Annotated in this window: 23 protein-coding genes; 10 read left to right on the top strand and 13 right to left on the bottom strand. The window is 69.0% G+C overall.

The genetic code is table 11. The features are described 5' to 3' along the window. Nucleotides 1-1,992 precede the first annotated feature (1,992 nt). The 4 genes from JGU66_01725 to JGU66_01710 all read right to left on the bottom strand — a co-directional run bounded on the left by JGU66_01725 (nt 1,993) and on the right by JGU66_01710 (nt 6,257). A complete protein-coding gene (locus tag JGU66_01725; protein MBJ6759462.1) occupies nt 1,993-3,330 on the bottom strand; it encodes a hypothetical protein in 1,338 nt (445 codons plus the stop codon). Nucleotides 3,331-3,642: 312 nt separating this feature from the next. Then, nucleotides 3,643-5,244, bottom strand: a complete 1,602-nt coding sequence (locus tag JGU66_01720; protein MBJ6759461.1) for an N-6 DNA methylase — start codon at nt 5,242-5,244, stop codon at nt 3,643-3,645. Between the two features lie 88 nt (nt 5,245-5,332). Continuing rightward, nucleotides 5,333-5,800: a DoxX family membrane protein gene (locus JGU66_01715; protein ID MBJ6759460.1), complete on the bottom strand. Its 468-nt coding sequence runs from the start codon at nt 5,798-5,800 to the stop codon at nt 5,333-5,335. Nucleotides 5,801-5,807: 7 nt separating this feature from the next. After that, nucleotides 5,808-6,257 carry a cupin domain-containing protein gene (locus JGU66_01710; GenBank protein MBJ6759459.1) on the bottom strand — a complete coding sequence of 150 codons (450 nt, stop codon included), beginning with the start codon at nt 6,255-6,257 and terminating at the stop codon, nt 5,808-5,810. A gap of 101 nt (nt 6,258-6,358) precedes the next feature. On the opposite strand from JGU66_01710, the gene JGU66_01705 reads away from it, so the two are divergent. Next, the gene (locus JGU66_01705; GenBank protein MBJ6759458.1) at nt 6,359-7,798 is read left to right on the top strand and encodes a PLP-dependent aminotransferase family protein; all 1,440 of its coding nucleotides are present in this window, start codon (nt 6,359-6,361) and stop codon (nt 7,796-7,798) included. A gap of 10 nt (nt 7,799-7,808) precedes the next feature. On the opposite strand, the gene JGU66_01700 is transcribed toward JGU66_01705, so the two are convergent. Continuing rightward, nucleotides 7,809-8,234 (bottom strand): hypothetical protein, encoded by a 426-nt coding sequence (locus JGU66_01700; GenBank protein MBJ6759457.1) that lies wholly within the window; start codon nt 8,232-8,234, stop codon nt 7,809-7,811. A 245-nt stretch (nt 8,235-8,479) separates the two neighbouring features. Between JGU66_01700 and JGU66_01695 the strand changes: the two genes are divergently transcribed. Then, nucleotides 8,480-8,749 carry a hypothetical protein gene (locus JGU66_01695; protein ID MBJ6759456.1) on the top strand — a complete coding sequence of 90 codons (270 nt, stop codon included), beginning with the start codon at nt 8,480-8,482 and terminating at the stop codon, nt 8,747-8,749. 78 nt (nt 8,750-8,827) lie between these two features. Here JGU66_01695 and JGU66_01690 read toward each other — a convergent pair whose 3' ends face one another. The 4 genes from JGU66_01690 to JGU66_01675 form a co-directional block, all read right to left on the bottom strand. Next, nucleotides 8,828-9,877 carry a helix-turn-helix domain-containing protein gene (locus tag JGU66_01690; GenBank protein MBJ6759455.1) on the bottom strand — a complete coding sequence of 350 codons (1,050 nt, stop codon included), beginning with the start codon at nt 9,875-9,877 and terminating at the stop codon, nt 8,828-8,830. 49 nt (nt 9,878-9,926) lie between these two features. Continuing rightward, nucleotides 9,927-10,784 carry an AraC family transcriptional regulator gene (locus tag JGU66_01685; protein ID MBJ6759454.1) on the bottom strand — a complete coding sequence of 286 codons (858 nt, stop codon included), beginning with the start codon at nt 10,782-10,784 and terminating at the stop codon, nt 9,927-9,929. A 48-nt stretch (nt 10,785-10,832) separates the two neighbouring features. After that, on the bottom strand, nt 10,833-11,942 hold the full coding sequence (locus JGU66_01680; protein MBJ6759453.1) for a hypothetical protein: 1,110 nt from the start codon (nt 11,940-11,942) through the stop codon (nt 10,833-10,835). A 140-nt stretch (nt 11,943-12,082) separates the two neighbouring features. Then, the gene (locus JGU66_01675) at nt 12,083-13,693 is read right to left on the bottom strand and encodes a PKD domain-containing protein (protein ID MBJ6759452.1); all 1,611 of its coding nucleotides are present in this window, start codon (nt 13,691-13,693) and stop codon (nt 12,083-12,085) included. Between the two features lie 208 nt (nt 13,694-13,901). On the opposite strand from JGU66_01675, the gene JGU66_01670 reads away from it, so the two are divergent. From JGU66_01670 to JGU66_01650, 5 genes are all read left to right on the top strand, one after another. Then, nucleotides 13,902-15,089, top strand: a complete 1,188-nt coding sequence (locus JGU66_01670; protein MBJ6759451.1) for a GNAT family N-acetyltransferase — start codon at nt 13,902-13,904, stop codon at nt 15,087-15,089. A gap of 87 nt (nt 15,090-15,176) precedes the next feature. Continuing rightward, complete coding sequence (locus JGU66_01665; protein ID MBJ6759450.1) at nt 15,177-16,172, top strand: NAD-dependent epimerase/dehydratase family protein; 996 nt, start codon at nt 15,177-15,179, stop codon at nt 16,170-16,172. A 61-nt stretch (nt 16,173-16,233) separates the two neighbouring features. Continuing rightward, nucleotides 16,234-17,088 (top strand): WGR domain-containing protein, encoded by an 855-nt coding sequence (locus tag JGU66_01660; protein MBJ6759449.1) that lies wholly within the window; start codon nt 16,234-16,236, stop codon nt 17,086-17,088. Between the two features lie 29 nt (nt 17,089-17,117). Further along, on the top strand, nt 17,118-17,543 hold the full coding sequence (locus JGU66_01655) for a hypothetical protein (GenBank protein MBJ6759448.1): 426 nt from the start codon (nt 17,118-17,120) through the stop codon (nt 17,541-17,543). Next, nucleotides 17,540-18,256 (top strand): hypothetical protein, encoded by a 717-nt coding sequence (locus JGU66_01650; GenBank protein MBJ6759447.1) that lies wholly within the window; start codon nt 17,540-17,542, stop codon nt 18,254-18,256. Before JGU66_01655 ends, JGU66_01650 begins: the two co-directional genes overlap by 4 nt. Before the next feature lies 1 nt (nt 18,257). Here JGU66_01650 and JGU66_01645 read toward each other — a convergent pair whose 3' ends face one another. Continuing rightward, nucleotides 18,258-19,118 (bottom strand): hypothetical protein, encoded by an 861-nt coding sequence (locus JGU66_01645; protein MBJ6759446.1) that lies wholly within the window; start codon nt 19,116-19,118, stop codon nt 18,258-18,260. 227 nt (nt 19,119-19,345) lie between these two features. Between JGU66_01645 and JGU66_01640 the strand changes: the two genes are divergently transcribed. From JGU66_01640 to JGU66_01630, 3 genes are all read left to right on the top strand, one after another. After that, nucleotides 19,346-21,046, top strand: a complete 1,701-nt coding sequence (locus JGU66_01640) for a substrate-binding domain-containing protein (protein MBJ6759445.1) — start codon at nt 19,346-19,348, stop codon at nt 21,044-21,046. A gap of 61 nt (nt 21,047-21,107) precedes the next feature. Further along, a complete protein-coding gene (locus JGU66_01635; protein MBJ6759444.1) occupies nt 21,108-21,917 on the top strand; it encodes a hypothetical protein in 810 nt (269 codons plus the stop codon). Beyond that, nucleotides 21,914-23,098 carry a substrate-binding domain-containing protein gene (locus JGU66_01630; protein ID MBJ6759443.1) on the top strand — a complete coding sequence of 395 codons (1,185 nt, stop codon included), beginning with the start codon at nt 21,914-21,916 and terminating at the stop codon, nt 23,096-23,098. The genes JGU66_01635 and JGU66_01630 overlap by 4 nt, the downstream gene beginning before the upstream one ends. A 57-nt stretch (nt 23,099-23,155) precedes the next feature. Here JGU66_01630 and JGU66_01625 read toward each other — a convergent pair whose 3' ends face one another. The 3 genes from JGU66_01625 to JGU66_01615 all read right to left on the bottom strand — a co-directional run bounded on the left by JGU66_01625 (nt 23,156) and on the right by JGU66_01615 (nt 25,458). Continuing rightward, entirely contained in the window at nt 23,156-23,758 is a 603-nt protein-coding gene (locus JGU66_01625) for a TetR/AcrR family transcriptional regulator (protein ID MBJ6759442.1), read from the bottom strand. A gap of 172 nt (nt 23,759-23,930) precedes the next feature. Beyond that, nucleotides 23,931-24,446, bottom strand: a complete 516-nt coding sequence (locus JGU66_01620) for a hypothetical protein (GenBank protein MBJ6759441.1) — start codon at nt 24,444-24,446, stop codon at nt 23,931-23,933. 28 nt (nt 24,447-24,474) lie between these two features. Further along, on the bottom strand, nt 24,475-25,458 hold the full coding sequence (locus JGU66_01615; GenBank protein ID MBJ6759440.1) for a HEAT repeat domain-containing protein: 984 nt from the start codon (nt 25,456-25,458) through the stop codon (nt 24,475-24,477). Nucleotides 25,459-25,462: the final 4 nt, after the last annotated feature.

The raw sequence follows: 25,462 nt of genomic DNA, 5'->3' as shown, positions 1-25,462 counted from the left end.
TCAATTAATCCCCATTCGCTGTCAGTCAGCTTTAGCTCTGGAATTAGGCTGGTGATACGGTCAATCACAGCGCCGAGGTCAATGATCGCGAGACCGCATGCGATGATGCATTCCCGTGCCATCGGGTCTACAAGCCTTTGGCGCATGAATCCCGCGCAGGACGCCAGGCGACCCGCACTTCCCACTGCGACGTCGCGACAGTCCCTGGCAGTCCCGATCTCGATTGCATCCATCCTTCACCCTGCATTCAGTTCCACATCGTGTGTTCGGCCAGCTTGGCCGCACTTGCCCAGCAGGGTCCAGCCTTCTCGCTGCCCTGGCGGAGTGCGAGCGCAAGCTCAACTGCGTCCGCGCCGGGATGCCCGGCAGGTGGTGTCAGCGGTCAGCCCCTCCGCTCGATGGATCTCGAAGCTTCGGCTGCGCTCAGGGGCCTCTTGGTGGGACATTGCCCAGGCCGTACACCTGCCAGGGCGGACGCTGGCCTCGGGCCTGGCGGAGGATCAGAAAACAGGGCCCGTTCAAGCCGCCTGAGCCATTGCGGCAAGTAGGTGAGGCGCAAAGGGGCGGTTGTTCCGCGAGGGCTCGCGGTGAGCGCCGAGTCCATGATCGAGTTTGGATTCTGGCTCTGCACCCCAGCTGTCGCCCAAGGTCACGAACTCCTCCGGCGGCGTAGAGTTCGTGACACGACTATCAAGGCGATGATGAGTGCCAGTACGAGCAATGGCAGTCGCAAGATCCCGAACATCAGAAGCTGGAACTGCCAGGTTTGGGCGTACAGGTCGGGGGAATCCAGCCCCGTTCGACTGTGGACGTACATTGCGGCGTAGCCGGTCGTGATCACCAGCCAAACCAGCACGACTCCGGCGTATCTGCTCACGGTCCACCCCAGTTGTCGGGCGTCTTGTCGAACTGGAGGAACGGCGCGTAGAGAGTCGAATCCATCGCTTGGACCTGGGGATGTCAAGTGTCCACGTGCTGAGCAGCGCCACACGTGGTCTGCTTGGGAGTTGGAGCCGAAGTTGAACGTTTCGTCACCGTTAGTGGCAAGGGCCGTGGGGTGTTGTTCGCGTAAGCGTCGGCAGGCAGGTTCAGCCCTGCAACGCCATGCCTTCGACAAAGTCCGGGTTCTGCCGCATCGGCTCCGGCAGAGATGATAAAGGGCAGGGGCTACTCCTTCTTCGGCGACGGGGGAGACGGCTTGCGTTGAATCACTGCCCCAGTGCTGTGCGAAGCAGGTGCGCCAGCTTTGTCTTGGACTTGCTTGGTCTCATCACAGAGACCTGTGGCGAGCCCATTGCCCGGGAATTCCCGAGGTCGCATCCGGGCCACGACCCGATACTTGCTACCGACCTGGAACGAGAAGCCGCAGTCCCCGTCCCATACACCCGTGTAGATACACTGGTTTGGCTGGACCTCTCCTTTCTCAACGGAGGAGACGGAGAAGCAAACAACCTTGAAGTTAGCTTTCCGGCCGTCCTTTGGCTGGGGTATCTGACTCTCTGTGATGCGAGAGACTTTGCCTGAAAACACCGCGGCAATTGGAGCGCTCCGTGGTCCATTTGCTTCGGGTGGGGCGCAACTGCAAGCCTCGGCATCTACGTGCCAGAAGGTCACGCTGATCGCGATTGCGGCAACCGTGCCAGGCCAGCTCAGTGCATTCGATAAAGCAGACAAATCACACCGTCCCGTTCACTCAAGACCTTGACGTTTCCGCCGCAGGCCTCCTCTACCTGACGAGCCTGACACGCGTTCCCTCCGCACGGAGGCATGTCCTCGTGGAGAAGGGCAGCGCGAGATCGTATCCGGTGTCCCCTCCTTTGCAAAGCGGGTTGCAGACCTGCACGTCTTGAGGGCCGTTGCGGGTGATCCCAGCGCAGTAGTTCGCATCCGTGGGGAGGCCAAGGCCGCTTCGTCTTCCAGGAGCGGGCAGTCGGTGCACTGCCGCTGAGCGCACAGGCACCGACTCTCGCGTGAACACCGGGGAGTGACGCCTTACCTGCTGGCGGCAGTTCTCAATTCGTCGACAATGCGAAGCTGTGCTTCGCGTCGCTTGGACCACCCCTCCGAGTCAGCCCTACGCCTCTGGCTAGAGAGAAACATGTGTCGTATCTCTTCAGCACGTTTGTTGTCTGATTCGAGGTTCCAGATGCGTTTCATTTCGTCTCGCTCGTGCTGCCACTCTCTAGGATTTCGCCGCGCGTCATCCGCCTTCACTTCCGCTCCTACACAAGAATAAAGAGCGCGCAGGAGAAGTGTGATGGATTTCGAGACATCGCCAATGGTGCGCAGCGAGCGCCAGTACTCATAAACGGCATCGTCGATATATGAGAGCAGGCCATCTTCCAACTCGAGCATCCTCAGTTCTTCCGTCAATCGTTCCGCCGAGACGTTGAAGGATGCCGCATCTTTTGCTGTTGCGACGTCGCGGAACACCTCGGCAAGATCCGAAGGCACCTTCATTGAGTTGATGGCTTTTGAGATGATGCGTCGCGTGACGTCGAGGGCCGCCTCGGATGGAATGGTCGCCAATGCGACAAATAGCCACTTTTGTGCTTCTATCTGGGCTCTGTTGTCGGCCGTTCCGGAGTTGATCGGGCGGGTATTGATTGCTGCTTCGAATCGACCAAGGACTTCTGTGAGGAGACCATCAATCATGGATTGTTCGCATCCGCCGCTGTCAATGCCGGGCGCGAGATCCGGCCGAAGGGTTTCAGTTCGAAACTCTTCGACAATGCGGAACAGTGCTTCGCGTTGCTTGGCCCAGCGCTGCGAGTCTGCCGTGCGCCTTTGGGCAATGAGCGCCATGCTTCGTGCCTTTTCGGCATAGGTGCTCGCTGATTCGAGTCCGGAGACGCGTTTTGATTCTTCTCGCTCTCGATGCCACTCCGTCGGATTGCGTTCTGAGTCATCCTCCTCCACCTCGGCCGCGACGCAAGCGTTCAGCGCGCGCCAGAGCGACGGGGTGAATCTCGAAACGTCGCCAGTGACGCGGCTCGCCCGCGTGTAATCGTCAACCGCGTCCTCAATGCAGGGGAGCACGATTCGATTCGAGTCCAGCCACTTCAGCTTCTCTCTCACTCGGTCCCATGCGGCACCAAATGATGCCGCGTCTTCTACCGTAGCGGCACCGCACGTCGCATCGGGAATCCACGACGGCACGCTCATGCCGCGAGTGGCGTTCGCAATGCAACGCCGCGCAACGCCTAGCGCGATTTTGGGTGGGGTGACTGCCACTGCAACGAACAACCATTTCTCTGTGCTGGGGCGGTCGGTCGAATCGATTGCTGCGGTGAGGCGACGGAGGGCTTCCGGAAGCAGATTGTCAGTCATTCAAGCGGTTGCTTGGCAATTGTCCGTGTCTGGAACTCAATGCCATGGCGGTACGAACAGTCGGCGATGGAGCGTCTTCGCTCGTCGCCGTCTTCGACGATGCGCAATTGGATTCAACTGCGTCCCACTGGGTTAGCACTTGGGCCGCGCAACAGCAATCCCTGCAGGGGCGCTGGCGGAAGATGAAGAAGTGCCGGCGTGACATCGGCGCGCAGGTCCTCGCTTCCCTCGGCATCCACGTCAGGTGTGAGGTGGACTCGCGAAGGGACCGCGAAAGGCGGCCATTGGGTTCTCCTGCCGCAGCTGTCCGCCTCAGCCGCTCTGTTCGCCTGCGGCGTCCGCCCTGGACAGGAGCGCGAGCGGCACGGGGACTACCCGGGACGCTCCGAACGCTGGCGCCCACACTTGCTGGACCTGCTCGCTGTTGAGGAAGCGCACCAGGCGCCGGAAGGCCTCGGCGGGACCTCCCACGGTGTCGGCCCAGGCGCGTCCTCTCACCGAGAGGTTCGGGACCAGTGGCCCCAACTCCTCGCGCGTCAGCGCTGCCCGCGTGACTCCCAATCCGTGGTCGCGGATCCGCTCCGGAACGAAGAGGGGCGCGAAGCGCGCGTGACGATGATCATGCACGCAGCCCTCTTCCTCCAGCAATGCGGCGGACAGCGGCAACTCGCGCACGTTGAACAGCAACTTCACCGCGCCCAGGTGCGGATCATACGGGCCGCGCAGCCGGTGATCGCCCCGAGGAATGAGGCGACGATCCAGATAGCAGTACGCTCGCGCCTCGGGGGGCACCGTGCCGCGATGCCTCGCCCCGCCGTATCGGAAGAAGGGCCGCATGTGGCGCGCGTCCACGTCCAGCGGTGCCCCTTCCTTCAGCGCATGCAACTTCGACAGCACCGACAATGGCAGACCGTGCGCCTTCGCGAAGTCAGTCAGCGCATCCCGAGGACACGCCGCGAAGGCTCGCACGCGTAAGAGCAAACGCTCCGGATCCTCATCCACGAGCAGCTCATCGAAGCGGGTCTTCACGCCGGGCAAGCTCACCGGGACGAGCGCATCGAGCAGCTCACCCTCCGCGCGCCACTCCGTGTCGAGCGCCACGGCCTCGGGTGAGATAGGGACCAGGCGCCACTCGGGAGCCTCGGGCTGGAAGGATTGTGTCTGTCCTTGCCTCTCAAAACGGGGCAGGGCCGCTGCTCCGGGAGGCGACGTCCAAACCGTGATGCATGTGCGGACCTGCGTGCCCGCGAACGCTCCAGGCCCCAGGTCCACCACCTCGCGCAGCGACAGGGTCTCCAGCAGCGCGTGGCGCAGCGGCGCGTACAGGAACGATTCGAGCAGACTGCTCGGCGTGATGAAGGCGAGGACTCCGGGGCGCGTGGCGAGCCGGCTCGCCGCGACGAGCAGGAAGAACGCGAAGTCATCCCGGAGGCTGGTTCCCGCGGGCAGCTCGCGAGGCAGGAGCGCGCGCAGTCGCGCATAGGCCGCACGGTCCTTCAGCAGCGCGGACGTTCCGTTGTACGGCGGATTTCCAATCCACAGCTCGCGGTGGTTGGGAGGAATGGCGGCGAGCAGTGGCTCCAATCCATCGCGCAGCGCATCCCCGGGACGGATGTCCGCGCTTGGGATTCGCGCATGGCACATGCGCGCCACGTCCGCGTCCAACTCCAGACCCCACAGCCTCGCATCCGGCCGCAGTCGCGCCGTCGCCGCGAGGAACGCGCCCGCGCCACATGCGGGGTCCACCACCGCGAGCGGCCCTTCACCCAGATACGGCAGGGCGAGGGCCAGCGTGCGCTCCACCAGCGGCGCGGGAGTGAAGAAGACGCCGGTGGCCTTCCGGTCGAGCCCGGAGAACTGGTGGACCAGTGACTCCTCGTCCACTTCCGCGGGTGGAGGGTGGGGCCGGGGCATCCGGGCGGCATCCTATGCACCACCCTTGGATGCCTCCTCGGGGACCCCCATGCCATTCGTGCACTACCGGACGAATGGCGTGTGTGACTCACTTTCGACGCGAGGCCAGCGCCAGGAGCAGGGCGCCCGCGGACGCGGAGTACACCGAGTAGTCGAGCGGCTCCTTGGGCCCGAGCGACACCGCCATCGCCGTGCCGAACACCGCCAGCAGCACGGAGCTGGCGAAGGCCACATGCCTGCGCCACAGCCCGAGCACGAGCAGCGTGCCCAGCGTCGTCTCCGCGACGGTGGCAGCCCAGGCAAGGGCGGGGACGCACGCCGCGGGCGCGAAGGCGTTCACCTGCGCGGTGTAGGCGATGAAGCGCTCGAAGCGCGGGCCCCAGGGCTCTCCACTCCAGACGCCGAACCGGCTGGCCACGGCGGAGAGGAAGGCCACGCCCAGGGCGATGCGCGCGTAGCGGATGGCCCAGCGCTCCAGGGTGTCCTCGCGGGTGGAGGTCGCTGGAGCCGATGCCGAAACAGAAGCGGAGGAGGAGGAGATCGCGGTGGTCGTCATGGCGGGCTTACTCCAGGGTGGCGAGGAACTCGGCGCCGTTCGTCTCGCACCAGCGCCGGTAGGTCTCCAGCCGGTCATCCGACGTCACGCGCTTGGTGACCGCTCCATCCGGGCCCATGTACTCGATGGCCCCGAAGATGGTGATGAGGATGACCACGGGCTCGTCGCCCACCGCCATCCAGCTGTCGACATTGCCGACGGGCTCGTAGACGTACGTGCCCGGGCCCACCACTTCGCCGGTGTCGAGCAACTGGCGCTTGCCCACGAGGTTGAAGGCATGCACCTCGCCCGTGTGGCGGTGGCGCGGGATGACGGTGCCCGGCTCGACGCGGAACATGTACGTCCAGCCGCGGTTGTCCTTGTAGAAGCGCAGCGGCTTGAACGAGAGGCCCGGGGGGCCCATCGGAATCCAGGGGATGCGGTCGGAGTGGACGGGGAGGGAAGCGAGGGCGGTCATAGGTTTCTCCGTGGGAAGTGACGGCACTGTGCGCCCGATGCTGGCCCGATGGGAGAGCCAGGATTGACGAATCTCACTGGGCCAATCTATGGGCAGGGTCCATGGACCTTCACGTCAACCTCCAGGACCGCCGAGACCTCGCGGGGCAGATTTACCGAGCGTTGCGGGCGGCCATACTCGATGGCCGGCTGAAGCCTGGGGAGCGGCTCCCTCCCACGCGTGACCTGGCCCGGAGCCTGTCGGTGTCCCGCAACACCGCGAGCGTGGCGTACGAGTGGCTGACCGCCGAGGGGCTCATGGCGGGGCGCACGCGCGCGGGGAGCTTCGTGCAAGGGGCCGCCGCCTCTCCGGGCGCGAGCGCGAAGGCGGAGCCCGGAGTGCACCTGCGCGCGCGGGACATCTGGAGCACGCTTCCCCCCGAGCGTGTCCGTGAGGCCGCCGTACCCTACGACTTTCGCGTGGGCGTCCCCGACACGCGGGCCTTCCCCTTCGAGGCGTGGCGCCGGCTCATGGCGCGCCAGTTTCGCGCCACGACCCGGTCCGAGGGCTACGCCGAGACCGCCGGCCTGCGCGGCCTTCGCGAGGCGGTGTCGCGCCACGTGGGGCTCGCGCGAGGTGTCCGCGCCAGTCCCGATGACATCCTCATCACGAGTGGAGCCCAGCAGGCGTTGGATCTCATCGGCCGCGTCTTCATCGAGCCGGGGGACTGCATCGCGTTGGAGGAGCCCGGCTATTCACCAGCGCGCTTCCTCTTCCAGTCCATGGGCGCGCGCATCGTCCCCGTTCCGGTGGACGCCGAGGGGCTCGTGGTGAGCGCGCTCCCGGACTCGGCGCGCCTCGTCTATGTGACGCCCTCGCACCAGTTCCCGCTCGGCATGGCCTTGTCGCCCGCGCGCAGGCTCGCGCTGCTGGAGTGGGCGAAGCGGCGCGACGCCGTCGTCATCGAGGACGACTACGACAGCGAGTTCCGCTTCGGTGGCCGCCCGCTGGAGACACTGCACGGATTGGATCGCTCGGGGCGAGTCTTCTACGTCGGCTCGTTCTCCAAGGTGATGTTGCCGGAGCTGCGGCTGGGATTCCTGGTCGCTCCGCCGTCTGTGCAGGGCGCGCTGCGCGCGGCGAAGCGGGTAACGGACTGGCATACCCATCTGGCTTCGCAGGCGGCGCTGGCTCGCTTCATCGACACGGGCCTCCTCGCGCGGCACATCCGGAAGATGCGTCGCGAGTACGAAGACCGCCACGAGCGCATCCTGGAGGAACTGGACCGCGCAGGGGGCGAGTGGCTCCAGCCGTTGCCCTCGACCGCCGGTCTGCACCTGAGCGTGCTGCTCCGGAAGGGTGGCTTGCGATTGGAGCGCGACGTCACGACGCAGGCGCGCGAAGCCGGCGTCGGGATTGTGAACCTCTCGCGTTACTTCCTGGGCAAGCCCGCGCGCCCAGGTTGGGTGCTGGGCTTCGGCACGCTCCCCGCGGAGCGCATTCGCGAGGGCGTGCGTCGTCTGCGCGGCGTCCTCGAGTCCTCCGTGGCCACCGACGATTGAGGTCGGCCCGTCAGATGTCGCCGCACGCCAGCACGCGGCCACTCGCGTCGGTGGAGCTGTCTCCATACGCGTGGACCGCGAAGGCATGGTTGTCTTGAAAGGCGTCCAGGTGCTCCAGGTGGAAGGAGTGCCCTTCTCGCGTGGCGTAGGCCTGGCGCAGGAAGCTGTCGGGCTCAAAGCCCTCGGTGTGCTCGTGCATGCCCAGGTTGGCGCAGCTTCCCTCGTGCACATATCCAATCGTCTTCACGCCTTGGGGGTTGTCCAAGGTGAAGGCGAAGCGGACCTCGCCGAGTCCGGCCTTGCCCTCGGTCTCCTCCACCGTGAGGGTCCCCGAGATGCCCGAGTCCTCGACGGGGAAGAGAGACACCGTGGCGGACTCCTCCTGGCCGCAGCCCATCGCGCACAGCACGAACACCAGCCAGCTTCCCTTGCGCATCGTGAATGCTCCTCCCGGCACCGAAGGGGGGTGCGATATCACGGCTCGGTGTCATGACTCATGGCCCGGTGAGGAATCACACCCGCCCTGGTTCCAGTCAGACCTCATTTCGCGGTGCCCGCAGGGGGCGCCAGGAGGTGAGAGGTCCGAGTCATGGGTCTGTCGTGCCTCGGATTGCCAGCGAGACATTGACTCTTTTTATTCTCGCGCCGCCGTACAAGCTCAACACAGGAACCGGAGCGTTCATGCGCAAGCAGATCATGGGTGGATGCATTGTCGTGGGGCTGTTGGCTGGATGTGGAGGGGCCGCGGTCGAGGAACCGACGGATTCGTCCAGCATCGGCGCTCGCCAGGATGCTGTCGCGTACTGCTCCGGTGACTTCAAGATTGTCTATTACAGCGATGCGTCCAAGACGGTCGAGGTGGGGAGCACGACCTGTTACTGCCACGCCCCCGTCATCGTGCGAGGCCACCAGACGCCGTACTGGTCCGAGCTCTACAACGAGTCGTGCTGACGGGCTCCGAGGGCGGCTCTTGCCGCGCCTCGGCTCACTCCACGGCCGGGTCAATGGCTCCGAGCCGTGGAGAACCTCTCACCGGGCGCGCCGGCAGACGAAGTTGCTGTAGAAGCCGTTCGCCGTGGGGCGGACCTGCTCGACGCGCAGCTCGGCCCGCTCCAGGAGCGCGGTGAACTCAGCGGCGGTGCGCTCGCGTCCGCCTGTGTTGACCAACATGTTCAGGTCGCTGAACGCGACGATCCACGCGAAGGCCGGCGGCACGGACGCGCCCGCGGGCTGTGCGGTGGGCTCGATGACCACGAGGGTTCCGTCGTCGCTCAACGCCTCACGGCAGCGCTGGAGAATCGTGAGCGAGCGCGCATCGTCCCAGTCGTGGATGACGCTCTTCATCAAGAGCAGGTCCGCCGTGGGGGGCCGCTCGCGGAACAGGTCTCCCGCGCGGAAGCTGGCTCGCGTTGACAGTCCACGACGCGCGAGGAGCGCGGTGGCGCCGGGCTTCGCATGCGCCAGGTCGAAGACCTCGCCGCGCACTTGGGGATGCGCCTCGAGGGCCGCGCACAAGAGTTCGCCGTGCCCACCGCCCACGTCCACGATGTTCCGGACGCCTTTGAAGTCCAGGGCCGCGATGATGTCCGGAGCCACGCCGCGCGTGCCGTCCGCCATGGCGCGGTGGAAGACCTCGGCGGCGACGGGGTCCTCCGCCAGCGCATCGAAGGTCTCGGTCTCCGAGGTGCGCCGTTCTCCCGCCGCATATGCGGGAGCGCCCGTGCGCACGCAGTCGGTGAGCTTGCCCCAGGCGCGCCACACGGAGTCACCCCCCATGAGCCGAGCCCAGGCGCGCCGCGACTTGGGTGAGTCCGAGCACAGGAACGCCCCCTGCTCGGTGAGCCCGAAGGTTCCATCGCTCACGCTGACGAGGTCGAGCACGACGAGCGCGTTGAGCAGGCGATGCGTGGCATCCGCGTGGAGGCCGAGTCGCTGGGCCAACTGCGCGGGGGTGGCGGGGCCTTGCGCGAGCGCATCCGCGAGGCCCAGCTCCGCCGCCGCGTGGACGGCTTGGGGCACCCACAGGCTCATCATGTGGCGGCCAATCTGATACTCGGAGACAGGTTTGGGTTCGAGCATGACGGTCGTGTACCGCCGGGGCTCTCGGACCGTCTTGAACGAATGTGACCTACGGCAACGGCTCGGCGAAGGGCCCCGCCAACAGGGCGCGCGCCTCGGTGGGCGAGACGCCCGCGAAGCGGCGCACCTCGCGCGACAGGTGGGCCTGGTCCGCGAAGCCCAGGTCGAACGCGAGCGTGGCCCAGGACTCGCGTGCGCCTGACTTCAGTCGCTGCGTCAGCGACTCGAAGCGCACCAGCTCCGCGTACAGCTTGGGCGACAGCCCGACGTGTTCCTGGAACAGCGTGTTGAGGTGCTTGCGGCTATAGCCGAGCGCCTCGGTGAGCGCGCCCACGCGCACGCGCCCCGTCGTGGCTTCAATGCGTTGCACCGCCCAGGTGATGGGCGCGCAAGGCGTTCGCGCCGAGTCGAGCCGTGCCAGCAAGGCCTGCTCGACCGCATCCAGGCGCGCGTCCCAGGACGGCGCGTTCGCGAGGCGGTCCGCCAGTCCTCGCTGTTCCCGGAGCACGTCGGGCAATGCGACCACCCTTCGCGCCAGCTCACGCATGGGCACGCCGAGCAGCAGCCTCCCGCCCAAGGGCGTCAGGTTGACCTGGACTCCCGCTTGCCGGCCGTCGTGTTCGGTGACGGTGAAGCTGTCATCCACCCCGGCGATGAACCCGCCCGCGTGGTGCTGGACGCAGGCTTCGGAGCCGCTCGACGACACGCGCAGCGGTGGGCCGAACTCGAAGATGACGACGACCTGCGGGGCGGGCAGCTCGCGCCGCCGACTCAGGAGGGGCGCGGACTCGGAGTAGCCGAGCCACGAGCGCACGTAGGGCCGCAGCCGGAGGGAGATGGGGCGCCGGGCCAGCTCCCAGCAGGAGGACCCGTCGGTCCCCAAGGTGACGGATGTCTCCGGTGGCACGCGGCGAGCCTAGCAGGTCATCGCTCGCGCGCGCCGAGGCAAGGCGCGTCAGTAGTAGAGCTGGAGCTGCGCGGTGCCCGCGATGCCCGTGCGCGCCTGGGAGATGTCGCCCTGCCAGGACACGGCGACCTCGGTCTTCAGGTTGAAGGTGTGTTGGTTGAACCAGAGGTTGAACCCGGGGCGCAGCGCGAGCAGGTCCCTCGCGTCGACGCGCGAGGCGAAGTACTCGGCGGAGAAGAGGGGCTCGACGATGCCGTGGCGCCAGCCCAGCTCCGCGAAGAACCCCGTGCCGCTGCGCGGGTTGTCGAAGCCCTGCTGCCACGACAGCACGTCGGTCTGGAAGATGAGTTCGTCCTGCTCGCTCCAGGGAACGTCGACGAAGACATCCGCCGCGAGCGCCAGCGCGTCGTGCACGCCGGAGGCTGTCGCGACAGAGGCGAACTGGTAGTCCGTGCCCACGCCCACGGACACGAGCGGCGCCTTCGCGAAGTAGATGCCCTTGAGGAACATGTCCTCCTCGCGGCCGAGGAAGTTCCAGCGCGCCATGCCCACCACGCGCGGCAGGTCGTCCGGGTTGACGGTCTGCCCGGAGTCCAGCACCGCGCCCTCCACGCCTTGGAGGATGGCGGCGCGGAAGGACAGCGGCCCGACGAGGCCGCGGACCTGGACGCCTGCATCGCGCAAGGCTTTACCCGCGGTGGGCGGGTAGCGGATGAGGTCGGCGTGGAGGTCGAGCGTATTCAGAGACGCGGCGCCCTGGACCGTGTGGTGGGCGAGCGGTACGAGGAAGAAGCCTGTGTCCACCCAGACCTTCTCGGTGAACTCGTAGGACACAAAGGCATCCTGGATGAAGAACGCAGGGTTCCAGTCGCCGTTCTTCCCGAAGTTGGGCTGCTCCGTCTCGACGAAGAACGACAGCTTCTTCGTGAGCGAGCCTCCCACGATGAGCCGCACCCGACGCAGGAAGAAGTCGGTCCCCACGTGGCCCACGGGGGCGCCGTCCTTCGTGAGCTGCAGTTGCGGCTGAATCAAGACGCCGACGTTGAGGTTCGCGTCGTCGCCCAGGGGAATCTTGGCGGCGGACGCGGACGCGAGAGGAAGCAGGACCAGGGCCGTGAGCACGGCCACGCACGACGAGCAGAGAGGAGAATGCGCCATGGCTCCTATCGAGCGCAGTCGTCCTTCCCCTCCCAGTCACGCGCTTTCTCGCGCCGTCGTGAGGCGCGCGCGCCCGAGCGTCAGGTCCTCGACACTCTCGGGCGGCGAATCCCTCTCATATATGGCGGTGGAACGGCAGGTCAGGGGCCCTTGGCGCCCGCGAGGATCCACGAGCGCACCCGGACGAGGTCGCCCGGCTGTGTGTCGAAGAGGGTGGGGTTGTTCTTCGCCATGCGGTCACCGCAGGTCGTGCCCGACATCTTCCGGATGAGCACCGAGTTGTTGGGATCGCCAGCGCTCACGCGCGCCAGGGTGTTGCAGTTCGGGTTGCGTGCGGTGATGCCCACGAGGTTGGTGTGGCTGCTCCCGGCCGCGAGCACCAGTCCGTTGGTGCTCTGCGTGTCGTGACATCCCATGCAGTTCTGCGTCCACACGCGCTGCACGTCCGCGTACGTCGGCACGCGCACGGGCACGATGACGGTGCGCTCCACGGGGGCGCTCTGCCCATCGGTGACGGACACGCTGAAGGTGAACGACGTCTCGGTGCTCAGGTCGGGAGAGAACCACTTCGCGCTCGCGCCGCTCGTGCCCGCGACGAAGTGTCCCTGGCTCGCGGGGGCGGTCTGCGTCCACGCGTAGGTGAGCGTGTCCCCGTCTGGATCCGTGGCCGCGATGTCGAGCGTCGCGGTGTCGCCCGCCACGAGCGAGTCCGGCGCGGTGATGGCCGGAGCCACGGTGGGCGGCCGGTTCAAGTCCCGCACGCTGACGGTGACGTCGCCTTGAGTCACTCCGCCTCGGCCATCCGTGACGGAGACGCGCAGCGTGTACGTCGTGGTGCTGCGCACGAGCGGCGCGGTCCACGTCACGTGGTCGCCGAACATATTCGCGAAGGTGCCCGTGGGACTGGCGGGTGACACCTGGGTCCAGAAGTAGGTGAGCACATCGCCATCCCCATCCGTGGCGGCGGCGGACAGCGTCACGGCCTTGCCCTCGTCCACGGTGGCCGCGCTGGCCACGGGCGCCTGACTCAGCGTGGGCGAGGTGTTGCCGGCCACGGGCGGCGTCACCTCCACGTCCACCACGCCTTGCGTGCTGCCGCCCCGTGCGTCGGACACCACGACCTTCAGGGTGAAGCGCTGAGCGGTCGTGACGGCAGGCGCGCTCCAGGCCGGGGCGGGGACGTGCGTGTCGGTGAAGCTCCCCGCGGGAGTCGCCGGCGCTTGCGTCCAGGCATAGCTCAACGCGTCTCCGTCCTCGTCCGAGGCCGTGACGCCGAGCACGACAGGCGCGGGGCCCGCGACAGAGGTCACGCTGCCGCGAGGTCCGTCCGTGATGCGAGGCGGGCGGTTGACGATGGGGGCCGCGTGGACCAGCACCTTCACGGAGCCTTCCACCGTCCCGCCCTTGCCGTCCGACACCGACACCGCGAGGACGAACGAGGTGTCCTGCGTCACGGACGGCGCGGACCAGGTGGGGCCCGCCTCCGTCGTGCTGCTGAACGTCCCCGCGGGTGCGGCGGGCTCCTGGGTCCACGCGTACGTGAGCGTGTCGCCTTCCTGGTCCGTCGCGGTCAGCGACAGCGCCACGCGTTCGCCCGAGGCAAACTCATCCGAGGGTGCGGTGGGACCAGTCAGGCGCGGGGCCGAGTTGGCGGGCTGCGGGGGCTTGTTGTTGTCACCACAGCCCGTCGCCACGAGCCCCCCAACAACGAGTGCCGCGACGAGCCAGGGATGGACCGAACGAGGGTGCATGTCGCCTCCGACGAGGTGTCGCCTTAAAGTGGAAATTCTTGAAAAGCCTCGAAGTCAAGTTCGCACGCGGGAGTGCACGCGGGCAAGCGGCGGGGTGGGTGGTTTGCCCGATGGCGAACGGCCGGAAGGCAGCGGCGTGGTGGGCTGACCCTCCGGTGGCGCCGTGCTAGGCAGGTGGCGGCGTGGGACTGCCGTGAGGAGGCGGGTCGTGGAGCAGACGCAGGCGGATTTCAGTCCACCTCGGGATGAGCAGGAGCAGGCCGCGGTGGCGGACATCGTGGCGCAGGCGTTCGCGATGTCTCCGGCGGACTCGCTGGCGCTGGTGCAGCGCGTCGGCGCCGCGGGCTATCGCGTGCTCCGCGAGGGTGGCAGCGTGGCGTCCACGCTGTCGTATCTGCGCATGGGGCAGTGGCTGGGCGGGCGTTCGGTTCCCATGGTGGGCGTGGGCTCGGTGGGCGTGTCCCCCGCGCACCGAGGTTCGGGCGTGGCCACGCGGATGATGCAGGCGCTGCTGCGCGAGGTGCGCGCGGAGGGGGTGCCCCTGTCCGTCCTGTACCCCGCGACGCAGCCGCTGTACCGGCGCGTGGGATACGAGCTGGCCGGCTCTCGCTTCGAGGTTCGCGTGCGCGCTGGCGACCTGGAGCTGGGCGAGCGGAGCCTGAGCGTGCGCCCCGTACGGCCCTCGGACGAGGCCGCCATCGTCGAGTGCTATCGCCGCGTGGCCCGGCACCGACAGGGCTGGCTGGATCGAGGCGTGAACGCGTGGAGCCGGGTGCGGCAGCCGCGCGGTGAGGTGGCGTACGGCTACGTGGTGGAGGGCGCCTCGGGTGTGGAGGGCTATGTCTATCTGGTGCGTCGCGCGCCGCCTCCTCCGCTGCTCCGACAGGAAATCTTCCTGACGGACCTGGTGGCGAGCACGCCCGAGGCGGCTCGGCGGTTGCTGCGCTTCCTGGGCGACCACCGCTCGCTGGTGCACGAAATCGCCTGGTTCGGCGGGTCGAATGATCCGCTCCTGATGCTGCTGCGCGAGCAGACCTATCAGGTGAAGCTGCACATGCACTGGATGCTGCGGCTGGTGGACGTCCGAGGGGCGATGGAGGCGCGCGGCTGGCCCGAGGAGGTCTCGGGCGCGCTGCACCTGGAGGTGGAGGACGACGTGTTCGCGGAGAATCGCGGGCGCTTCGTGCTGGAGGTCTCCGGAGGGAGTGCGCGCGTGCGCGCCGGAGGGGAGGGGCGCATGCGGCTGCACGTGCGCGACCTCGCTTCGCTGTACACCGGCTTTCAGTCAGCCGAGGCCCTGCGTCAGGTGGGGCTGGTGCAGGCGGATGACGGCTCGGTGCGGACGGCCTCGGCGCTCTTCGCGAGCGTCGCGCCGTCGCTCTGCGACATGTTCTGATTCACGGGAGAGACTGAGCGGCGGAGACCGGCGCGCCGCTCGGAGTCGTTCCATCGCTGGGGGCTTCACGGCAGGAAGGACCAGGACGTGCGCGCGTTCATCACCGGCGGTTCAGGCTTCGTGGGCAAGCACCTCATCGCGGAGCTTCAGCGGAAGGGGACGCCCGCGCGTGCGCTGGCCCGCTCTCCGGCGGCGGTCGAGGCCGTGCGCGCGGCGGGCGCGGAGCCCTTCGAGGGCGACCTGTCCGACGCGGACCGCCTGCGCCAGGGCATGGAAGGCTGTGACACGGTCTTCCACTCGGCGGCCTACGTGAAGACGTGGGGTCCTCGCGCGGACTTCTTCGAGGCCAACGTGCGCGGCACCGAGCGCGTGCTGGAGGCCGCGCGCATGGCGGGCGTGAAGCGGCTGGTCCACGTGGGCACGGAGGCCGTGCTGCTGGATGGCGAGCCGCTCGTGCGCGTGGACGAGACGCGACCCATCCCGGAGCGCCCCATCGGGAACTACGCCTCCACCAAGGCGGAGGCGGAGCGGCTGGTGCTCAGCGTCAACTCCGCGGAGCTGACCACGGTGGTGGCGCGCCCCCGCTTCATCTGGGGGCCTGGGGACACGACCGTGCTGCCGGGCTTCGTGGAGGCGGTGCGCACGGGGCGCTTCAAGTGGATCGACGGCGGGCGCTACCTCACCTCCACCTGCCACGTGGAGAACTGCGTGGAGGGCTTGCTCCTGGCGGCGGAGAAGGGGCGCGGGGGGCAGTCCTACTTCCTCACGGACGGCGAGCCGGTCGAGTTCCGCGAGTTCATCACCGCGCTCCTGAAGACGCAGGGCGTGGAGCCGGGGACGGGCTCGTTCCCGGGGGCGCTGGCGGCCACGGTGGCGCTGCTGGGGGACGTGACGTGGAGCTTCCTCGGGCTGTCGCGTCCGCCGCCGCTCAGCCGCACGGAGTACCTGCTGGTGGGGCGCGAGGTGACGGTGAGCGACGCCAAGGCCCGGATGGAGCTGGGCTACGAGGGGCGGATGACGCGCGAGGCGGGCCTGCGGGGCCTGACGGCGGAGGTCCGCGAGCAGGCCCCGAAGGCCGCCTGAGCCAGAAGGGCCCGTCGTGCGGTAGCCTGGAGTTCACGAGGTTCGCGGGAGGAAGCGCGGCATGCGCAGGTTCGAGTTCGTCGAGGGCAGCAGCTCCAAGTTCTGGGAGCCGGAGCAGGCGGGCAACGTCTTCACGGTCACGTTCGGTCGCATCGGCACGGCGGGCCAGCGCAAGGAGAAGGCGTTCCCCGACGAGGCCAGCGCCCGGCGGGAGTACGAGAAGAAGGTCGCGGAGAAGCTGCGCGAGGGCTACCGCGAGGTGTCCGGGGACGGTGCGCCCGCCGCGCCGCCCGCGCCCGCGGGGCCGCCGCCTCGGCCTGCGTTGCCTCGCCGCGTGCCCGCGCTCACCGCGCGTCCGGAGCAGGTGGCCGCCGCCGCCGCCGCGCTCATCGGGTTGGACAAGAGCCTGGGCCGGCGAAGCTGGCGGGTGACGCGTGAGGCCCTGCGTGCGCGCAGGACGCTGCGTGCCCTGGGCGGCGTGGACCCCGCCGCGCACGCCGAGCTGTCGGGCCCGTTCGCTTCGCTGATGGAGCGCGTGGTGGCCACGGGCCGGGCGCGGCTGCCGGTGCGCCATGCGCTGGCGCTGCTGTCGGCGGTGGATGTGGCGGCCTTCGTGCGCACGCTCGATGTCTGGCGTCGCGCGGCCACGCCGGTGCCGGGTGCCAGCGTGGTGGTGAAGCAGGCGGACGCCCTCTCAGAGCCCGAGCTGGCGCTGCGCGTGGGCACGCTGCTGGTGGAGCGGCCGGAGCTGCGGGGCAACTCGGAGGATCGCTGGGGCAAGCGCTGGACCGAGCTGCGCCCGCACGTGGAAGCGCACCTGACGGACGCGGGTGGCTCGTTCGCCACGTGGCTGGGGGCGCTGGATACCCAGGGTGACGCGCACGTCGCCAAGCGTCGGACGCGCCTGGAGGCGTGAGCCCGGGCCCAGTGCTAGCCTGGGCGGGCATGAACATCTCGTCACGAGGGGGGCTGGCGGCGCTGTGCGTGCTGCTGGCGACGGTGGGCTGCGCATCCCGGAGCGCTGGGCGCAACCCGAACATGGCGTCCGACGCGAGCATGGAGAAGCGCGCGGACGCGCTCGAGGAACGCAACCAACAGCTGCGTGAGGAGCTGCGCCGCAAGGAGGCGGAGGTCGAGCAGTCCTTCGCGGCGGTGACTCGCGCGGAGGATGCCGCGCAGCTCGGCACGCTGGGCTGTGCGGGTGCGACGCCCGCGGCCTCGCCCGCGCGCGGACTGCCTCGCTCTGGCGCGGTGCACGCGAAGCTCGCGCTCCAGCGCCAGAGCTATCGCGTGACGACTTCCTTCACGCCCGCGCGCACGGTGGGGACGTGGAAGGTGTCCCAGGGCACGTGCCAGGTGGCATCGCCATGAGGGCCGCGAGTCGCTGGAGCGCGATGGGACTGGCCGCGTGGATGGGGCTGGTGGGCTTGGGCTGCGCGTCGGATCCGCGCGCGCGCATGATGGCTCTTGAGCAGGAGAACGCGCGGCTTACTCAAGCCGCGAAGGCGGCCGATGAGGCCGTGCGCGCCTCGGCGGAGTACACCGAGGAGCTTCAGTCCCCGGCGAAGGCGGGCAGCACCTTCTCGCTGTACTACGCGCCCGCCACGCTGGAGCAGGCGGCCTCGCGGATGGTGCCGTACCGGATGCCGGGTCGGGACTTCCACAGCAAGCTCACCGGCGACATCGTCGTCGAGCGCCTGACCGACTTCCGCCCGCTGTCACGCAACCGGCTCGCCTGTCGCGCCCACCTGCGCGGCGACAACGTGCGCTACACCGGCAAGGTGCCGTCCTTCGCCAAGGGGCAGGTGCGCGACTTCGAGCGCGCGGTGGCCGCGGGCGCGGTGGCCGACCTGGAGGTGCAGCTCACGCTGGAGGGGTCCACCGTGCAGGCGCGCGCGCAGGCGGTGCAGGCCCGCTTCAACTCCAAGGAAGGCGCGGGCTACGAGCGGCAGCTCACGGACGAGATGAACCAGCGCGCGCTGCGCCTACCGCTCGTGTTCGACCTGGCCATCCAGGGCACCTCGGCGACGCCCCGACGGCTGATGGTGACGGGCAACCACGTCATCGTCACCTACACGCCTTGAGTCAGGGCGACTCGAACGGCGGGGCGGGCTCCTGGGCGGCGGGAGCCTCCGGAGTGGGCGCCTCGGTCTTTGGCGCCTCGGCGGGCACGGTGCGCGGCGGCCGGTCGATCTCCTCGGACGGATAGTCGCGCGCGGCCTCCAGGTAGCGCTGGGCCTGGATGCGCTTGCGCTCCTGGCGGCTGAGTCCATCGGGGCTCACCAACTGCAGCGCGCCGTCCTCGCCCTGCTCCACGCGGTGCCCGTCGCAGAAGAGCCACTCGATGCGCTCGTTGGCGGCCAGGTGCGCGAAGTAGAGGTCCGGCTCGCCCATCTGCGGCTTCTTCGAGCACCAGGTGCGCCGGGCCGTGGCCTCGCGGTCCGGGGACTCGTCCCGCCACTTCTGTCGGGCCTCGCTCAGGGCCGCCGCCGCCGCGGCTTGGGGGGCCTGGGCCAGCCGCTCCTGGGACTCCTTCACCAGGGCCGCGCCACGCTGGGCGATGTCCGGGAAGGCTCCAGCGCGCCGGAAGCGGCACTCCTGCAGCTTCATGAGGTTGCGCTGGTGCACCGTGAGCACCGAGGGCAGGGTGCGCGCGGCCTCCTGCAGGAGCGCCAGGTGCTGGGGATGCTCCACCGCGTCCGGGTGCGTGGCGTCCGCGGTCTCCTGGAGGAAGCGCGCCAGCATCCCGTTCACCGCGGACAGCTCGTCCGACAGCCACCGCGGTTCGGCCTTGCAGAGATTGGACTTCGCCGCCGCGTAGTCCCGGTAGTCCACGCGCGCCATGCCCAGGGAGTACCGCTGGACAGGGGGCGCGGGGGTCGTCGCGCAGGCACCCAGCGCCGCGCCCAGGCCCAGGAGGGCCATCCGCCGCCAAATCACCTTCATCGAGCCACTGTGCCAGCCGGTTGGAAGGCAAACCAACGACGAGGAGCCTGCGTGGAGGTCGAAATTCACCCACACCCCGTATGAGCAAGCGGGCACGACTGCCACGGACAGGTGACGCCCGTGTGACGAGGGGGTGAGAACGGCAGCGGAGCCGGGGGGCCGGCTTGTGGCGCGACGGCGGGGCCTTTCACAGTGGGCAGCGACTCACCGAAGGGGGAGAAACGTCGATGCGGAAGGTCCACATCGGGATGCTGGCGCTGGTGCTGCTGAGCGCCTGCAAGTGCGGGACGGGCGAGGGGACCCAGGGCGAGGCCACCGCGCGCGCCTCGGCCATGCCAGACCGCGCGCTGGTGCTGACCGTGGCCTACGGCAGCGAGAAGAAGACGTGGCTGGAGGAGCAGGCCCGGGCCTTCGAGGCCAGCAGCGGCGCCGTGACGGCGAGCGGCCGGCCCATCCGCGTGGTGGGCAAGGCCCTGGGCTCGGGTGAGGCGGTGCAGGAGATTGCGTCCGGGCGGCTCAAGGCCCACGTGTTCAGCCCGGCCTCGACGGCGTACCTGCCGCTGCTCAACAGCGCGTGGATGGCCACGTCGGGCCGCACCCAGCCGCTGGTGGGGCAGGGCGAGCCGGTGCTCCTGTCCCCCATCGTCATCGCGATGTGGAAGCCCATGGCGGAGGCGCTGGGCTGGCCCGGCCGGCAGCTCGGCTGGGCGGACCTGCTCAAGGTGGCGGCCAGCCCGCGCGGCTGGGCCGACTCCGGGCACCCCGAGTGGGGAAGCTTCAAGCTGGGGCACACCCATCCCGAGTTCTCCAACTCAGGGCTGTTGGCCGTGCTCGCCGAGGCCTACGCGGGCGCCGGCAAGACGCGCGGGCTGACGGCGCAGGACGTGGGCTCGGACGCGACGCGGGCGATGCTCCAGCGCATCGAGTCCACGGTGGTGCACTACGGCAAGTCCACCGGCTTCTTCGCGGACAAGATGCTCCAGCGTGGCCCGGGCTACATGTCCGCCGCCGTGCTGTACGAGAACCTGGTCATCGAGTCCCAGGGCAAGGCCTCCGATGCGCCGTTCCCGCTCGTCGCGCTCTACCCGGTGGAGGGCACCTTCTGGTCGGACCACCCCTACGCGGTGCTGGACGCGGAGTGGGTGGGACCGGAGGAGCGGGCAGCGGCCGGGGCGTTCCTCGCGTTCCTCAAGGCCCGCCCCGCGCAGGAGCGGGCGCTCGCGCTCGGCTTCCGTCCGGCGGACCCCGCCATCGCCATCACCTCGCCGGTGGACGCCGCGCACGGCGCGGATCCCCGCCAGCCTCAGACGCTCCTGGAGGTCCCCGAGGCGAATGTGCTGGAGTCGCTGCTCGCCACATGGCGCCAGACGAAGAAGGCCACCGACATCGTCTTCGTGTTCGACAAGTCCGGCAGCATGAAGGGGCGCCCGCTGGCCGAGGCGAAGGTCGGCGCTCGCCGCTTCCTCGAGACGCTCTCCGACCGGGACGAGGTGGCCCTGCTCTTCTTCGACAACAACGTCTATCCCGTGGTGGGGCCGCGTGTGCTCGATGCCGCGGGGCGCGCGGAGCTGGGCAGCCGCATCGACCTGGCGCTCGCGGATGGTGGCACGGCGCTGTACGAGGCCACGCTGGCCGCATACCGGGCCTCCCAGGCGCGAGCGAAGGTCGCGCCCGGTCGCATCCACGCGGTGGTGGTGATGACGGACGGTCGGGACGAGAGCAGCGTGCTATCGCTCGCGCAGCTCAAGGCGGGGCTCACGGGAGACGGCGAGCGGGAGTCCGCGGTGCGCGTCTTCACCATCGCCTACGGCAACGACGCGGAGGGGCAGGTCCTGGAGCAGATCGCCGAGTCGGGCAAGGGCTCGTTCTCTCGCGGCAACGTGGAGGACATCGTCCAGGTATACCGGGACGTTGCCTCGTTCTTCTGACCATGCCTCGTTCTTCTTCCACCGCCGACTCTTCCACGGCCGACCTCTGGGAGGCGCCTCGATGGCCGAGCGCGGCGTGAGCACCTTGCTGCAGCACCTGCCCCGCGTGCTGGGGCGCGCGGCGGCGGCTCCCCTGAACCTGGGGGTGGCGGGGGCTGGAGCCCTGGGTGCGGCGGCGCTGCACTCGTGGCCGGTGCTCGCGCTGGGCGGCGCGGCCTACGCGGCCATGGTGGCGTGGGACCTGGCCTCGCCCGACTTCTGGCGCGGGGTGCTGTCCAGCCCGAAGGGCGCGCGGGCGGGCGGTCCGCTGGACGCGCGGGCCTTCGTGGACCCCCGGGTGCGCGAGGCGATGCTCGGCATGCTCGGCGCGCGGCGCTCGTTGGAGAACGCGCTGGAAGATGCGCCCGAGGGCGTGCGTGCCCACCTGGGGCTGGCGCTGACGTCGCTGAAGGAGCTGGAGGAGCGGGCGTGGCGGCTGGCTTCGCGCGGCGACGAGCTGTCCGCCTTCCTGCGCGCGACGGATGCCCAGGCGGTGCGAGAGGCCGTTCGCGTCACCTCCCAGCAGGCGACGCAGGCGGGGGACGCCGAGGCGCGGGCTCAGTATGAGAGCGCCCGGGCGGCGCACGAGGCGCAGCTTAAGGCGCTGCGGGACATTGGCGCGGCGTATGAGCGAGTGCTGGCCAACCTGACGCGCATCGCGGCGACGATGCAGGGGCTGCCCGCCCAAGTGATGCGCCTGCGCGCGTTGGATGCGCAGGCAACCGAAAGCATGTACGGGGACCTCAACGAGGAACTGGGCCGGATGAACGGCGAGCTTGGTGCCTTCGAGGAGTCCCTCCAGTCGTTCCAAGCGGTGGGAGTCGCGTCATGAAGCCCAAGGTCCTCATCATCATCGGATTCCTCGCCGCAGTGGGCGGCGTCTTCTACCTGACCTCCAAGCGGGGGGACGAGGTGCCGGGCGCCAGCACCGCGAGCGCGGCGACGCCGTCTCGGGACGTGACGGAGATCTCCTTCCTCTACAGCACGGAGAAGAAGGACTGGGTAGAGGCCGCGGCGGCGGGCTTCCAGCAGGAGCACCCGGACATCAAGGTGACCTTGGTGGGGCGGGGCTCGCTGGACGCGGCGCAGGCCATCCTGGATGGGCGAGAGAAGCCCACGGTGTGGAGCCCGGCGGACAGCGCGGTGTTGCGGATGCTCTCCTCGGACTGGGCCACGGACCCCTCGCGAGGTCCGCTGTTCGCCACGGATGGAGACGCGGCGCCGCAGCCGCTGGTGATTACGCCGCTCGTCTTCGTCGTATGGGAGGACCGCGCGCAGGTGCTCCAGAAGGCGAACGCGGGGCAGGGCGTGTCGTGGAAGACGCTGCACAAGGCGGTGGCGAGCGACCAGGGCTGGCCCGCGATTGGCGGCAAGGCGGACTGGGGTTTCGTGAAGCTGGGCCACACGGACCCCACGCGCTCCAACTCGGGGTTGCAGGCGTTGTTGCTGGCGACGATGGAGTTCTACGGCAAGCGCACGGGCCTGACGGTGGGGGACCTCTTGGACCCCAAGTTCCAGGACTGGGTGAAGCAGTTGGAGAAGGGCGTGACGCGCTTCGAGCCATCCACGGGCACGTTCATGACCGACATGGTCCGCTTCGGGCCGTCCAAGTACGACGTGGCGGTGGTGTACGAGAACCTGGCGATTTCGCAGATCGCCAACGCGCAGGGCCGATGGGGAAACCTCAAGGTGTATTACCCGTCGTTGACGCTGTGGAGCGACCACCCCGCGGCGGTGTTGCAGGCGAGCTGGGTGACGCCGAAGCAGAAGACCGCGGCGGCCGAGTGGCTGCGATATCTGCACAGCCGTCCGGTGCAGGAGCGGGCGCTGGCGTTTGGTTTCCGTCCGGCGGACCCCTCGGTGCCGTTGAAGACGCAGGACCCGGCGAACCCCTTCACACGGCTGGCGGAGCAAGGTGTGCAGGTGGACGTGCCCCCCGTGGCCGAGATTCCCGAAGGCCCCGTGGTCCGCAACCTGCTCACGCTGTGGACGCGCCTGATGTCCAGCCGGTAGTCGCAGGCGCGCAGTGCGGATGTGGGTTGGGGGCCGTGGCCCGACAGCCGTGCTTCGCTACGCGGCGGACGGCGGTGTGCGCAGGCCTTCGAGCATGATGGCGAGCAGTCGGTCCGCGCGGGCGGGATCCACGGGGGATTGCTCCGCGGCCCAGGCCACCGAGTTGGCGAGTGCCATCACATCCGGTGCGCTGACATCCGCGCGGATGACTCCCGCCGCTTGGGCCCTGGCGAGCACGCGCTGTCCTGCTTCGCGCATGTCGTGACACGCGCTGGTCAGGTCCTCGTCCGCGCACAGCAACTGGAGCATCGGCCCCGCGAGCCCTCGGTAGGTCGCGCTGTGCTGGACGAGCGCTCGCAACCAGATGGCCAGCGCCTCGGCGGGTGAGGGCGACTCGAGCAGCTCGGTCGCTCGCTGTCCCAGCACGCGGAGCCGGTCCTGGAGCAGCGCCGCGAGCAGCGCGTCGCGCGTGGGGAAGTGGCGATACAGCGTTCCAATGCCCACCTCGGCGCGGCGGGCAATGTCCTCCAGCGAGGCGTCCGTGCCGCGCTCGACGAAGGCGGCCTCGGCCGCGGCCAACAGGCGCTCGAAGTTGCGCCGCGCATCCGCGCGCGACGGGCGGTGGTCCGCTGAACGGGGGGAAGAAGTCTGTGGGCTCATCGGGGCTTCATCGCGGGGCTGGGGAGTACAGCGGGCGCCTTCGCTTCAGGAGCGAGGGCGTCCGCCGGGGCTGGGAGCGGGGCTCCGGAGCGACAGCGAAATGAACCGTAGCACGGGGGCCAGGGGTCTCCTCGCGGGCGCGCCGGATGGCGCTCGACGTCACGACACAGAGCTAGCGAATGCTGCCCACGTTCGTGCTGCGGTTGACACTCTGGCCCTTCGACACGCTGTACCAAGACGTGACGTTGGTCCCGTAACGGTCGTACTGAAGGTGGGCGTGCGGGCCCGTCGCGTTGCCCGTCCCGCCAATGTTGCCCACCTGGCAGCGGTCACACGTGCGGTCGTAGGAGTCGCTCGTGTTGATCCAGTGCCACTGACGGAACGTGTAGCCATCCGACCAGGCGTGCTTCGCCTCGTTCTGGTTGCCGCTGCCGTTGCCGTTGCAGACAACGCCCGTGGTGCGGATGGAGACGTCCCACGACAGGGTGGCCACCACGCCCGTCTCGGCGCCCCAGTAGTTGCAGCTGCTCGCGCCGATATCCACCGCGCCGTGGAACGTGCCGGACGAGTAGTACGTCGTGGCCGTGACGGTGCCAGGGAAGGGCGAGCGGACGCTGTACGCGCTCGAGGCCGTGGGAAGGAGCGCCAGGGACGTCAGCGCCGCCAGCATCATCGTCGTGTTGCGCATCGTGGTTCCTTGTTCCTTTCGGGTCGTTTCACCGAGCCTGACTCAACCGCTGCTTCTCCCTCAGGAGCAGGCTCCACTCCTGGAGGCCCATGCCGAGCACCCGCGTCCAGGCGTCCACCTCGGGCGCCAATCGTGGGTCCACCTCTCGCAAGCGCTGGAGGTCGGGTACCGCGCCGGAGAACCCCAACCGGGCGATGCTCTGAAGAATGGCTTTGCGCACCCCGGGGTCCTCCTCCTCGCGATACATGGCGAGCAAGGACTCCCGAGAGGTCTTCATGCCGGAGGCGGGAACGCCCCCCAGCGCGGTGACCGCGGCCGCGCGCACGCTGGCGTCTCCACCGCGCAGCATCCGCTGGAGTCGCGCCTGCGAGTCCGCGCTGATGGCCTCGGTGGACACGGTGCCGAGGATTCGCGCGGTGAGGCTCGGATCCGTCGAGCCCACCGCCGCCGCCACGGCCGCGTCCGCCGCGGGGCCGTGGTGGCCCGAGTAGACGAACTGGTTGTCCTCGATGAGGTTCGTCGCCGCCTCGCGCCGCACCTCGGGCGAGGCATCGCGCATCAATCGCTCGTACATGTCCCCGGTGCGCTCCAGCGCGCTGCTGCGCCGCATGGCGCGCACGGTCGCGGCGCGCACCGCGGGGTCGGCGTCTCCCAGGGCTCGCTCACGGACCGCGTCCAAGGCGCTCGACTCCAATCCGCGGTCGGTCCTCGCCACCAGCGCGGCGGCCAGGTGCTCGACCATGGCCGGGTCCCGCTCACGCGCGAACGCGTCGCGGAGCTGCGCCTCCGGGAGCGTGACGGCGGTCTCCCGCAGCAGCGTGCGCAGATAGCTTCGATAGGCCTCTGACTTCGAGCCAAGGCCCCGGCGGATGGAGTCCATCAGCCCGTCGAGCGAACACGTCTCGGCCTTCAGCGCCGGAGGCGAGGACGTCTGCGCGTGGGCGCCTGCGAAGGGGGAGAGCATCAGCAGCAGCCCGGCGACGCTGGCTCGACAGGAGTGGGGGACGGTCATGGGG

The sequence above is a fragment of the Myxococcaceae bacterium JPH2 genome (genome assembly GCA_016458225.1).
Taxonomy (GTDB): Bacteria; Myxococcota; Myxococcia; order Myxococcales; family Myxococcaceae; genus Citreicoccus.
This window is presented reverse-complemented; position numbering and strand designations above follow the sequence as displayed.

Bases quoted from the DNA above. Each gene is read 5' to 3' on its own strand.
- JGU66_01725 (MBJ6759462.1), bottom strand. From the start codon at position 3,330: ATGACTGACAATCTGCTTCCGGAAGCCCTCCGTCGCCTCACCGCAGCA.
- JGU66_01720 (MBJ6759461.1), bottom strand. From the start codon at position 5,244: ATGCCCCGGCCCCACCCTCCACCCGCGGAAGTGGACGAGGAGTCACTG.
- JGU66_01715 (MBJ6759460.1), bottom strand. From the start codon at position 5,800: ATGACGACCACCGCGATCTCCTCCTCCTCCGCTTCTGTTTCGGCATCG.
- JGU66_01710 (MBJ6759459.1), bottom strand. From the start codon at position 6,257: ATGACCGCCCTCGCTTCCCTCCCCGTCCACTCCGACCGCATCCCCTGG.
- JGU66_01705 (MBJ6759458.1), top strand. From the start codon at position 6,359: ATGGACCTTCACGTCAACCTCCAGGACCGCCGAGACCTCGCGGGGCAG.
- JGU66_01700 (MBJ6759457.1), bottom strand. From the start codon at position 8,234: ATGCGCAAGGGAAGCTGGCTGGTGTTCGTGCTGTGCGCGATGGGCTGC.
- JGU66_01695 (MBJ6759456.1), top strand. From the start codon at position 8,480: ATGCGCAAGCAGATCATGGGTGGATGCATTGTCGTGGGGCTGTTGGCT.
- JGU66_01690 (MBJ6759455.1), bottom strand. From the start codon at position 9,877: ATGCTCGAACCCAAACCTGTCTCCGAGTATCAGATTGGCCGCCACATG.
- JGU66_01680 (MBJ6759453.1), bottom strand. From the start codon at position 11,942: ATGGCGCATTCTCCTCTCTGCTCGTCGTGCGTGGCCGTGCTCACGGCC.
- JGU66_01675 (MBJ6759452.1), bottom strand. From the start codon at position 13,693: ATGCACCCTCGTTCGGTCCATCCCTGGCTCGTCGCGGCACTCGTTGTT.
- JGU66_01660 (MBJ6759449.1), top strand. From the start codon at position 16,234: ATGCGCAGGTTCGAGTTCGTCGAGGGCAGCAGCTCCAAGTTCTGGGAG.
- JGU66_01655 (MBJ6759448.1), top strand. From the start codon at position 17,118: ATGAACATCTCGTCACGAGGGGGGCTGGCGGCGCTGTGCGTGCTGCTG.
- JGU66_01650 (MBJ6759447.1), top strand. From the start codon at position 17,540: ATGAGGGCCGCGAGTCGCTGGAGCGCGATGGGACTGGCCGCGTGGATG.
- JGU66_01645 (MBJ6759446.1), bottom strand. From the start codon at position 19,118: ATGAAGGTGATTTGGCGGCGGATGGCCCTCCTGGGCCTGGGCGCGGCG.
- JGU66_01640 (MBJ6759445.1), top strand. From the start codon at position 19,346: ATGCGGAAGGTCCACATCGGGATGCTGGCGCTGGTGCTGCTGAGCGCC.
- JGU66_01635 (MBJ6759444.1), top strand. From the start codon at position 21,108: ATGGCCGAGCGCGGCGTGAGCACCTTGCTGCAGCACCTGCCCCGCGTG.
- JGU66_01630 (MBJ6759443.1), top strand. From the start codon at position 21,914: ATGAAGCCCAAGGTCCTCATCATCATCGGATTCCTCGCCGCAGTGGGC.
- JGU66_01625 (MBJ6759442.1), bottom strand. From the start codon at position 23,758: ATGAGCCCACAGACTTCTTCCCCCCGTTCAGCGGACCACCGCCCGTCG.
- JGU66_01620 (MBJ6759441.1), bottom strand. From the start codon at position 24,446: ATGCGCAACACGACGATGATGCTGGCGGCGCTGACGTCCCTGGCGCTC.
- JGU66_01615 (MBJ6759440.1), bottom strand. From the start codon at position 25,458: ATGACCGTCCCCCACTCCTGTCGAGCCAGCGTCGCCGGGCTGCTGCTG.